Genomic DNA, 10,688 nt, shown 5'->3' on the forward strand with positions numbered 1-10,688 from the left:
CACTGCCTGTAACCCGTTAACTGTACCGCACCTACCGCATCAGCGCGAGGGCGACCGACGATATCCCGTCTAACTAACGCAAACCCTCTACCGCATCCGCCAGAAGAGCGGCGGCCCTATCCTGAGCCAGACCACGTGCCGCCTGACGCATGGCGTCGCGCGCCGCCGCGTCATCGACCAAGTGCAGCAGCTCATCGGCAAAGGCAGAACCATCGATATCGGCATCGGCGCAGAGCACACCGGCCCCGGCGTCGACCAGATAACGGGCATTGGTGGTTTGGTGGTCGGCCGTCGCATGCGGATACGGCACGAGCACCGAGGGCACGGCGAGCGCAGCGATCTCGGCCACGCTCGATGCGCCCGAACGCGAGAGCACCAAATCGGCAGCAGCCAGCATATCGCCCATGTTGTCGATGTAAGGCTGGACGCGATAACGCTTCGCCTCCTCGGGCGTCAGCGCCAAAGCGCGCTCGGTCTCCTCAAAGCCGTCGGCACCCGTCGAATGCAACACATAGAGGCTCTTGCGCGAAAGCAGCTCGTTTTTGAGCGAAGCCACGCGCTCGTTGAGGTGCTGAGCGCCAAGTGAACCGCCAAAGACGAGCAGCAGCGTAGCGTCCTCGGGAACGCCAAGTGCCTTGCGGCCGCGAGCGCGATCGCCCTCGATCACCGAGCGACGTACGGGGTTGCCGGTCATGAGTACGTGGTCAGGGTCACCTTCGCGCTCAAAGACCGCGCGCGCTGCCGGCACCGAGATGCACACGCGGGCGGCGTGGGAGTTCATCATCTTGTTGGCCAGGCCCGGAACAGAGTTCTGCTCATGCAGCAGATACGGAACGCCCGCGCCCTTGCACCACCCCAGCAGCGGAACCTCGACATAGGCACCAAAACCGATGGCGGCATCGGGCTTGCCGACCTTTGAGAAATGACTGGCGAGCGCACGCTTGGCCTTGTTGACACGCCACAGCGAGGTCAGCGCCGTCCAAGGACGGGAGCGGTCGAAGCCCGTAACCGTAATGGGCACAAAATCAAACCCAGCCTCGGGGACCAGACGACCCTCGAGCTTGCGCGACTGGCCCACGAACACAACGTGGTGGCCACGGTCACGCAGCTCTTCGGCCAAGGCGAGCGCGGGGTTGATATGCCCTGCCGTACCGCCGGCTGCAATAGCAACGGTCATCTTATCGGTCATGGTAGTCCCTTCGTACACGCGGTCCCTGGTCGTCGGTGCGCAAACGCGCCGACGGGTCCGAGTTCAAATCGATTCGATTATATCCGCCGCCCGCATTGCGAGGGGTTGGGCGCTGCGAACGACCTTGCGGCGCCGTTCGCTGACGCGGACGGGCTGCCGGCTCGGTCGCAGAGCCATCCAGAACGGTAAAGCCGTTACGCGAAGATCGCTCGCCGCGCACGTGGGGCACGCCGGCGGTACTCTCATCCATAACGGCAAAGCTCTCGCGGCGACGGTCGTACTCATCGCGACGGGCGCTCTCATACGAAACGCGCAGGATCAGACCGGCGAGCATGAGCGACACAATAATCGACGAACCGCCGTAGCTAATAAACGGCAACGGTTTGCCCGTCATGGGAAACACGTTGAGGATGCCCAACGCATTGATCAAAAACTGCACCGCGAGAATGACCGCGGAGCCAGACGCCATGAGCGCGCCCCGACGATCGGTCGCCTGCTCGGCAATGCGAAACGCCGAGTAGATCAGCATCGCAAACACCAAGAAGAACAGCACGGTTCCGACAAAACCGACTTCCTCGCCAATGATGGCCAGGATGTAGTCATTGTGCGCCTCGGGCAGATACGAGTACTTCATGGTTGAGTTGCCGATGCCACGGCCGAACAGACCGCCCGAGGCAAAGGCCATGATGGCAAGCGTGGCCTGATAGCCGTCACCATACTCGTCGGCCCAAGGGTTCAAGGCAACCTGGATACGCACCATACGGTACGGCTCTGCAACAAGCGCAATCACGATCACGAGAATGCCGAAGATTATCACGCCGATGATTAATTTGGGGTCGAGGCCCGCAAATAACGCCATGCACATGAGAGTCAACAGGATGATCAGGACGGTACCGAAATCGGGCTGGATAAAGATCAGAAAGAGCGAAATGCCCAGGTAGATGCCCATCTTGCGAAGGAATTCGTTGATGTTGCCACCGGGCGAAAAGAAGCGATCAAGCATGATGGCCGAATACGCAATGGCAAATGGCTTTAAAAACTCGGAAGGCTGGAACTGAATGCCGGCGATGTTGAGCCAGCGCGTGGCGCCACGGCTGCCGCTGCCCACCAAGAACACCAGCAGAAGCAAGAACATCATGACGAATAGGAAGATCCTGAGCACATCCTCCCCAAACCAGCTGTCCGGCAAAATGCGCACGATGGCAATCAGCGCCAGAACACCGACCACGGCAAACGCGACCTGTCTACCCAGAAAAAACGTCGCTGAGCCATTCTCGTGCAGCGCCTCGACCGAAGACGCCGAGTACACCATCAGCAGGCCAAAACACACCAAGATAAACAGACAGGCCATGAATATCAGACGGGGGCGCATGATACGGGCGGGAACGCCGGCAATATAGCGTTCGCTAAACGACTGCCCGCCGCGTCCGGAACGCGGTGTGCTACGCCGCGAGGAAGCACGGTCCGAGTCGGGCCTCCTCATACCTTGTCGGGGGCTCTCCTCTCTCACCGGCAACCCCTATTCCATTTGCGATTTCGCTGCAGCGGCAAGCTGGGCCACATAGTCCTTAAACACGCGGCCGCGCTCCTCATAGCCCGAGAACTCATCGAACGAAGAGCAGGCAGGAGAAAGTAAGATCACGTCGCCACGGCTCGACAGCGAACGGGCAACGTCCACGGCATCGCGTAGGTCATCCGCCTGGGCGATATCCACATCGCCATCGACATCGGCCTCGTCCATAGCGGCGGTGAAGCGTTCGCGCGCATCGCCAAAGCAGACGACCGAGCGTACGTTATCCATAACAACGCGCGCGAAGTCCGTGAGCGGCGTGCCCTTATCGTGGCCGCCGAGCAGCAAAATCACGTCGTCATCGGGAAACGCCGTCAGTGCCTTCTCGACCGCGTCGGTGTTGGTCGCCTTGGAATCGTTGACGTAGCGCACTCCGTCAATCTCGCCGCACGGCTCCACGCGGTGCTCGAGCGGCTGGAACGAGGCCAGACCGCGGCAAATGCCCTCGGGATCGGCACCGACGGCCAGCGCAGCCGTGGCAGCGCACAGAGCATTGATAACATTGTGATGGCCCGAGATCTTGAGCTCGGATGTAGCGATGAGCGGGGTCTCGACGCCCTTCAGGCGCACGATCATCTTGCCATCGCGCACAAAGGCGACATCCTCACCCTCTGGCTCGTCAAAGGCAACCTTGCAGATGCGACGACCCGGCGTGTAGATGTACTCATCGAACTCGTGGATGCCGGCGTCTTCGACGTCGACGACCACCAGATCGTCATCGACCATATTGTCAAACAGTTTGATCTTGGCAAGCGCATAGTTCTTATGGCTCTTATGCCAGCCCAAGTGGTCGGGAGTGATGTTGAGCAGCACCGCCACGCGAGGGTGGAGCTCGGTGGTCGTAGCAATCTGATAGCTCGAGAGCTCAGCCGCAAACCACTCGTTGTGGGCTCGGCCGTCAATCTCGTTGACCGGCGGCTCGCCGATGTTGCCGACAGCTACGCTGGCCTCGCCGGCAACCTTGAGCAGATAATCGGTCAGCGACGTGGTGGTTGTCTTGCCGTTGGTGCCCGTGATGGCAATCCAGTTATCGGGCGACAGGCGATAGGCAAACTCGGGCTCACCCATAATCTGAGCGGCATGCTCGAGCCCGGCCTTAAAGAAGCCCGAGAACTCCGAGATGCCCGGGCATGTCACGCATACGTCATAGGCGCCCTCGACCTGTTCGGTCCCATAGACAAACGACGCACCAGCAGCCTCGAGCGCACGCGTGGCATCATTGGGCTCAGAGGTGCCGCCGCCATACACGGTAACGGCGCTTACGCGCTCGGGATGTGCCAGCGCCCAGCGGGCGACATCGAGACCGGATTTGCCCTGACCCAAAACGAGCAGGCTAAAGACATCAGCAAGAGGCATGAAAGACCACTATCCCAACTGGAAGAACAGAGCAAGGCCAACGGCACCAAAGGCAGCAGCGATAATCCAAAAACGGATGACGACCTTGGTCTCGGCCCAGCCCTTCTTTTCGAAATGATGATGGATGGGCGCCATAAGGAAGACGCGCTTGTGCGTAAAGTGGAAGTAGACAACCTGAATCATGACCGACAGGGTCTCACCGATAAATAGGCCGCCGATGATGAGGGAGACGACCTCGGTGTTGGTCATGATGGACGTGCAGGCAAACGCGGCGCCCAGGGCAAGCGAGCCGGTATCGCCCATAAAGATGCTCGCCGGATAGCAGTTGAACCACAGAAAGCCCAAGCAGGCACCGGCACACGCGGTGCAGAAGATGGACAGGTTCACGTCTCCATGCAAAAACGCCATGGCAGCCATGGCGAGCATGGCGATCATGGAGGTGCCGCCAGCAAGACCGTCAAGGCCATCGGTCAGGTTCACGGCATTAGAAAGACCGGCAATCATCAGCCAGCAAAAGACAATATAGAGCCACGGGAACGAATAGCCGCAGATGGTAGTCGAAAGCACGCCAAGGTCGATCGTCAACCCACCGGGAAAACGAATCTCGGGGGCGACGCCGCACCAGTTGACGGCAAGTACCGTAAAGGTGACACAGATAATGGTTAGGCCGATCATCTTGGCATGGGGCGTCAGACCGAGCGAGCGCCCATGCGTAACGGAGGTCAGGTCATCGATCAGGCCCAGCACGCCGGTCGCCAGCGTGGCGAGCAGCACGAGTACGAGCTCGGTGGTGAGCTTGCCCATCAGCAGGCAGGTCAGCGAGATCGCGACGAGGATGACAACGCCACCCATGGTGGGCGTTCCCTGCTTAACCAAATGACGCTTGGGGCCGTCGGCACGAACCTGCTGGCCGATACCCTCGACCTTGAGCAGCTTGATCCACCACGGCATGAGCAGCAGCGCAATGGCTGCGGCGATGCCAAGCCCCAAAAAAGCCTGATACGTTGGATACGAGGGATTGCCGAACATGGGCTAGCACACACCTTCCACAAAGCGGTCGAGCTCAACAAAGCGGGAACCCTTGACCAGTACAACATCATGTTTTTCAAGCGCACCGCCCATGCGGTCGAGCACCTGCTGATAATCGGAGAACACCTGGATGCGGTCCTCGTCCATGCCCATCATGCGTGCGGCATCGGCCATAAGCTGGGCCAGCTCACCACCCACGCACGCCAGCATGTCGAGCTTCTTGGCGGCGGCATAGGCGCCCACGAGCTCATGCATGCGAGGAGCCTCATCGCCCATCTCGCCCATCTCGCCCAGGATCGCCATGCGAGACCCCGTACACGAAAGCGAGCACAGCAGATCGAGGCCAGCAGCCATAGATTCGGCACTGGCGTTATAGGAATCGTCGATGACGCGGGCACCGCTCTTGGCGCGCTTGATCTCCTGGCGGTGACCGGTGATCGTGAGGCCCCTAAAGGCAGCATCGATCTGCTCGGGCGTCACGCCCAGGCGATAGGCAACCGCGGCGGCCTTAACGGCATTAGGAACGGACTGCACGCCGGGGATGGCAAGCATGGTATCGATCGTCTCGCCCTGGCCAAAATCGAGCGTAAAGACCGGACGGCCCTCGTCATCAACGCGAACGTCGCGGGCACGAACCTCATCATCGTCCGAGACGCCGGCCAGCATCACGTCGATACCAGCAGGCCGGGCGAACGTATCGCGAATGAATGGCGTAAAGTCGTCCTCGCCGCCCAAAACCAGCAGCGGCAAATAGTCGCCGGCGGCGCACATACCCTGGACAATCTCGGCCTTAGCGCGGGCGATGTTCTCGCGGCTGCCCAAAATGCCGATATGAGAGGTACCGATCTTGCTCACGATGGCAAGGTTGGGATTGGCGGACTGGGACAGGCGCTCAATCTCGTGGAAATGGTTCATGCCCATCTCGAGCACCAGAACCTCGGTATCGGCCGGAGCGGAAAGCACCGTGAGCGGCATGCCGATCAGGTTATTGAAATTGCCCTTGGTGGCCCAAACGCGATAGCGCTTGGCGAGCACAGCGGCGAGCACGTCCTTGGTCGTCGTCTTGCCGATGGAACCGGTAATGCCAACGACCAGGCAGCCAAGCTCAAGGCGATACGCGTGCGCCAAACGCAGCAGAAACTCCTCGGGATCATCGGTCAGCAAGATGGCACAGCCCTTGTCCTGTGCCAGCGAGACCAGCTCGGCCTCGGGCTCACGCGTCATCACGACGGCGCCGGCACCCGACTGGACGGCACGGGAAGCAAAATCATTGCCGTCGACGTTTTCACCGGGAAAGGCGACGAAAATCGTCCCTTCCTCGACCTGGCGCGAGTCGATAACGCACCCGCGGCATACCCGATCGGCTTCTCCCGTCACGGTTCGGGCCCCTGTTGCGGCCGCGAGGTTGTTGACGGCGATCTCTATCATTGCAGCTCCCCTGTAAACCTAATAATGCTATCGGCGTATTGTATCCCAGCGCCGCGCATGCGTGGTGCAGGGCATGTGAACACCCCTCATATGGGACAACAAACCACGCCCCAAAGATTGTAACCCCCTACTTCGTGTGCGGGATACCCAGCACGTCGAGCGCGTTGGCCATAATGGACTGGAACGGAACCGCAGCGGCATCTGAGCCGCTCGGCGTTCCGTCGAGCGTGATATAGCACAGCACCTTGGGCGATTGTGCCGGTGCAAAACCCATAAAGGACGACATGTAGTTCTCCTTGAGGTAGCCGCCGTTCTCGTCGGCACGTTCGGCCGTACCGGTCTTACCTGCCACGTCATAGCCGTCAACCGCGCCGCCAACGCCCGTTCCCTCCGACACGACCGTCTGCATGCACGATGTCACCTGGGATGCGGCGTCCTCCGAAATCGCGCGCTCGCCTTCGCCCCAGTCCTTCTCGTCGCCTTTGCTGGACTTATAGAAGTGCGGGGTCATCATCACGCCGCCGTTGGCGATGCCGCCCACGGCACGTGCGATCTCAATCGGCGAGACGGACAACGCCTGTCCAAAGCTCATCGAGCCCAGCGTGGCGCCGTCATACTGGTCACGCTCCTTGACGATGCCCAGGCTCTCGCCCGGAAAATCGACACCCGAGCTGTGACCGATGCCCCACTTGTCCACATAGGCGGCAAAGTCGTCGGCACCGATCTTGCGCCCCACCAGGACAAAACCCACGTTGGACGAACGGCGCATCATCTCGCGTACATCCATGGTCATGGCATAGTCGCGCTTGTCGGCATCGGTGACGGTATCGTCGCCCACCTTGATGCTCGCCGGCACTTCAAACGACGTACTCGATCGCACGACGCCCAAGTCGAAGCCGGCGCCCGCCACGAGCGTCTTAAAGACCGAGCCGGGCTCGTAGGCGTCGGTGACCAGGCGCAGGTTCATATCCTCGGTCTTGGCGTTCTCCAGATCGGTCTGGTCGTAGGTCGGGTACGAGCAGGCTGCCAAGATCTCGCCTGTCGTAGGATCGGTGACCAGCGCCGAGCCGTTCTTGGCCTTTGTCTTCTCGACAGCCTCTGCCAGGGCATCCTCGGCCGCACGCTGGATATTGACGTCGAGCGTCGTCACGATATCAACGCCGTCGACCGCAGCCACCTTTTTATAGGCACCGCCCGCGATATAGCTGCCGTCCCTCGCGCGCTCGCGTACGAGAGAGCCGTTCGTGCCGGTCAGAAGCTTGTTGTATTGCTTTTCGAGACCCGTCAAGCCGTCGTTGTCTACATTCACTACACCCAGCACCTGCGATGCCAGATTGCCGTATGGATATACGCGCTTCATGGCCTGCTCAAAAAGCACGCCGGGCAGGTTCTTCTTCTCCAGCGCCGCAGCGTCGTCTTCGTCCACCTGGCGCTTGATATACACCCAGGTTCCATCGGACTCAACGAGCTTGCGGCAGGTCTTTTTATCGATTCCAGTTGCCTTGACCAGCGCCGACACCGTCTTGTCAACATCCTCGACAAGCTGGGGGTTCACGGCGATGTTGCGACATTCGACCGACGACGCCAGCACGTTACCGTTGCGGTCGTAGATGGTGCCACGTTTGGCATAGAGGGTCTGTGCAAGCAGGCGGCGCGCATCGGCACGCTCGCGCAGTTTATCGGCTTCGACAATTTGATAGTCGGCAAGGCGAAAGACGCCCAAGCCCAAGCCAAGCCCAATGAAGCCCATGACGGCTTTGCGGCGAGGCAGAGGCGTGCCTGTGAGCCATTCGGTCGACGAACTCTTGCGCGACCTGGTGTTATGCACTTGAGGGCCGCCCGAGCCGCGAAGTCGCGACGCCGGGTCGTTGCCACGGGACTGCCCGGCGTTGTAAGATTGCCGACCCGTTCCTTGATAACCAGAACGTCCCCGCAACGAGGGACGTCCAGAACCGCGGCCCCCATCGGAACCGCGGCGATAGTCATTTGTCATACTCAGCTACCGTCTTGCTACTGAGCGGTCGCGGTCGCGTTGGCGCCCGCGGCTGCATCCTGCGAAAAGTCAAGTGTAACGCTCTCGCTGGGCTCCACCATGCCATAAGCGCCCGCAAGGTCGCGAATGCGCGTGTCGGCGCCATAGACCGAATGCATGACCTCCAGGTCGGAGCTCTCATCGGTCGCCTTTTCGAGCGTGTTGGTAAGCTCGGCGTTGCTGTTGAGCACCTGGGCCGTAACGCCGGCGAGCGCCACGCGGGCGACGCCGATCGTCATGAAGATAGCCGCAATGATGCAAAACGTTTTAAGAACGCTCATGAAAACCGGGCTTACCGCCTGGTTTGCCTGACGGCCCGCGCCCGTGTAGACATCAAAGCGCGGCGTGCGCTGCTCACGGGGAGCAACGGGGGCCTGCGGCGTCTCACGATAGGCGGGCATGGCGTTCATATCATAGGCGAGTGCTGCGCTTGAAGTGTTGTAGCCCATGATATGCCGCCTCCCATCCCGAGTACGTTGGTAGTGTGTTTAAGCTTCGTTTATGGTGCGAGCGGGAGGTCCAATATCGCGCGGTCGCGCCTACAGACGCTGCGCCACGCGGATTTTGGCTGATCTCGCCCGAGGGTTGCGCTCAACCTCATCAGACTGGGCAACCAAGGGTTTGCGAGTGATGACCTTGAGTATCGGCACGTTGCCGCACACGCACACCGGAATCTCCGGCGGACACGTGCACCCCTGGCTCATCTCCTTAAAGTGATTCTTTACGATACGGTCCTCGAGCGAGTGATACGAGATGACGCAGATACGTCCGCCCGGGTTGAGCCACCTGGTGGCGGCATCAAGCCCTCGTTCGAGCACATCGAGCTCGTGATTGACCTCGATGCGAATGGCCTGGAAACTTTTCTTGGCCGGATGTCCGCCATGCCGACGAGCGGCAGCCGGGATACCCGCCTTGATGATCTCGACAAATTGGCCGGTGGTTTCGATCGGTTCTTGCTCGCGGCGGCGCACGATCTCGCGCGCGATCTGCGAGGCGAACTTCTCTTCGCCGTAGACGCGTAGAATCCGGGCGAGGTCGTGTTCGTTATAGGTGTTGATGACCTCAGCTGCGTTTAAGGTGTTATTACCCGGATCCATCCGCATGTCCAATGGGGCGTCCTCGTTATACGAAAAGCCCCTGCCAGGGATATCGAGTTGCGGTGACGAAACGCCCAAATCGAACAGGAAGCCATCGACCCCGGGCACCTCGGCCGAGCAAAGCAGCTCGTCCAAGTCGCCGAAGTTGCCCTTCAGCAGCTGGTGCGGAACGCCGGGAACCTCGCGGTCCAGACGAGCGCCAGCGGCCTCGAGGGCCATGTCGTCCTGATCGACGCCGAGCAAAAGGCCCGTCTCCCCCACCTGCGCGGCCATCTTTACCGAATGGCCGGCACCGCCAAGGGTGCAATCGCAGACAACGGAGCCGCTCTTTAGCCGCAGCGACTCAAGCACTTCGCCGAGCATGACAGGTTCATGCCGATATTCTTGTGTCAAGATCCCACGCTCCATCCGTTACCCGTGCCTTGCCCTTACGAGAAGAAGAGGTCCAGCAGGGCCTCATCGTCATCGTCCTCATCGGCCGCGGCGCGATCCCAAACCTCAAGGTGGTCGTAGTTGCCCACAACCGTGACCTCGCGGTCGAGGTTCGCCTGTTTGCGGAGAGACTCTGAAAGACCGATACGACCGGCGCTGTCCACGTCCATCGACGTGGTGCGCTTGTTGATCGCCCTCATGAGCTTCTGGTCGTTAATGTCACGCGGGTTAAAACCCTCGTGGCCCTCACGACCCGCGAAGAGTCCTTCGACCCACTTATCGAAGGCCTCGGCAGAGAACACGTACAGAGCATCGACATCCAGGGCTTTGAACACGCGAACGTGCTCTCCAAGCTCCTCGCGAAGGGGTGCAGGCAGGGACAGACGACCTTTTGCATCGAGATTGCGCTCGTATGCACCAGTCATTCCCATGTGCGCCCTCCCCTCGGTTACTCAGATGGCACGTACGCGGGGAACCACCCCGCCTGTCGACGTCATTAATAATATGGGGAACCGCCCCATTTTTCAACACCTTTCCCCACCCCTTCCCCCACCC

At 60.5% G+C, this 10,688-nt stretch carries 9 protein-coding genes; all 9 read right to left on the reverse strand.

The window, feature by feature from the left end; translation table 11 throughout:
* Positions 1-73 precede the first annotated feature (73 nt).
* The 9 genes from murG to DWY05_RS03095 all read right to left on the reverse strand — a co-directional run bounded on the left by murG (position 74) and on the right by DWY05_RS03095 (position 10,564).
* Positions 74-1,189, reverse strand: a complete 1,116-nt coding sequence (gene murG / locus DWY05_RS03055) for an undecaprenyldiphospho-muramoylpentapeptide beta-N-acetylglucosaminyltransferase (protein WP_117820386.1) — start codon at positions 1,187-1,189, stop codon at positions 74-76.
* Complete coding sequence (gene ftsW / locus DWY05_RS03060) at positions 1,179-2,672, reverse strand: putative lipid II flippase FtsW (protein WP_117820387.1); 1,494 nt, start codon at positions 2,670-2,672, stop codon at positions 1,179-1,181. Before ftsW ends, murG begins: the two co-directional genes overlap by 11 nt.
* 36 nt (positions 2,673-2,708) lie before the next feature.
* Positions 2,709-4,115, reverse strand: coding sequence for a UDP-N-acetylmuramoyl-L-alanine--D-glutamate ligase (gene murD / locus DWY05_RS03065; RefSeq protein WP_117820388.1), 1,407 nt, complete (start codon positions 4,113-4,115; stop codon positions 2,709-2,711).
* A gap of 9 nt (positions 4,116-4,124) precedes the next feature.
* Positions 4,125-5,144: a phospho-N-acetylmuramoyl-pentapeptide-transferase gene (mraY, locus tag DWY05_RS03070; protein ID WP_117820389.1), complete on the reverse strand. Its 1,020-nt coding sequence runs from the start codon at positions 5,142-5,144 to the stop codon at positions 4,125-4,127.
* A 3-nt stretch (positions 5,145-5,147) separates the two neighbouring features.
* A complete protein-coding gene (murF, locus tag DWY05_RS03075) occupies positions 5,148-6,572 on the reverse strand; it encodes a UDP-N-acetylmuramoyl-tripeptide--D-alanyl-D-alanine ligase (protein ID WP_117820390.1) in 1,425 nt (474 codons plus the stop codon).
* 127 nt (positions 6,573-6,699) lie between these two features.
* Positions 6,700-8,322, reverse strand: a complete 1,623-nt coding sequence (locus DWY05_RS03080) for a penicillin-binding protein 2 (RefSeq protein WP_055251727.1) — start codon at positions 8,320-8,322, stop codon at positions 6,700-6,702.
* A 260-nt stretch (positions 8,323-8,582) separates the two neighbouring features.
* Complete coding sequence (locus DWY05_RS03085) at positions 8,583-9,053, reverse strand: hypothetical protein (protein ID WP_022094483.1); 471 nt, start codon at positions 9,051-9,053, stop codon at positions 8,583-8,585.
* Positions 9,054-9,143: 90 nt separating this feature from the next.
* The gene (rsmH, locus tag DWY05_RS03090) at positions 9,144-10,109 is read right to left on the reverse strand and encodes a 16S rRNA (cytosine(1402)-N(4))-methyltransferase RsmH (protein WP_117820391.1); all 966 of its coding nucleotides are present in this window, start codon (positions 10,107-10,109) and stop codon (positions 9,144-9,146) included.
* 20 nt (positions 10,110-10,129) lie between these two features.
* The gene (locus tag DWY05_RS03095) at positions 10,130-10,564 is read right to left on the reverse strand and encodes a division/cell wall cluster transcriptional repressor MraZ (protein WP_006234269.1); all 435 of its coding nucleotides are present in this window, start codon (positions 10,562-10,564) and stop codon (positions 10,130-10,132) included.
* Positions 10,565-10,688: the final 124 nt, after the last annotated feature.

The organism is Collinsella sp. AF23-4AC, from assembly GCF_003462685.1.
In the GTDB taxonomy this organism is placed as follows: domain Bacteria; phylum Actinomycetota; class Coriobacteriia; order Coriobacteriales; family Coriobacteriaceae; genus Collinsella.

Coding starts and splice junctions, on each gene's coding strand:
- mraY (WP_117820389.1), bottom strand. CDS start 5,144: ATGTTCGGCAATCCCTCGTATCCAACGTATCAGGCTTTTTTGGGGCTT.
- ftsW (WP_117820387.1), bottom strand. CDS start 2,672: ATGAGGAGGCCCGACTCGGACCGTGCTTCCTCGCGGCGTAGCACACCG.
- DWY05_RS03080 (WP_055251727.1), bottom strand. CDS start 8,322: ATGGGCTTCATTGGGCTTGGCTTGGGCTTGGGCGTCTTTCGCCTTGCC.
- DWY05_RS03085 (WP_022094483.1), bottom strand. CDS start 9,053: ATGGGCTACAACACTTCAAGCGCAGCACTCGCCTATGATATGAACGCC.
- murD (WP_117820388.1), bottom strand. CDS start 4,115: ATGCCTCTTGCTGATGTCTTTAGCCTGCTCGTTTTGGGTCAGGGCAAA.
- murG (WP_117820386.1), bottom strand. CDS start 1,189: ATGACCGATAAGATGACCGTTGCTATTGCAGCCGGCGGTACGGCAGGG.
- rsmH (WP_117820391.1), bottom strand. CDS start 10,109: ATGGAGCGTGGGATCTTGACACAAGAATATCGGCATGAACCTGTCATG.
- DWY05_RS03095 (WP_006234269.1), bottom strand. CDS start 10,564: ATGGGAATGACTGGTGCATACGAGCGCAATCTCGATGCAAAAGGTCGT.
- murF (WP_117820390.1), bottom strand. CDS start 6,572: ATGATAGAGATCGCCGTCAACAACCTCGCGGCCGCAACAGGGGCCCGA.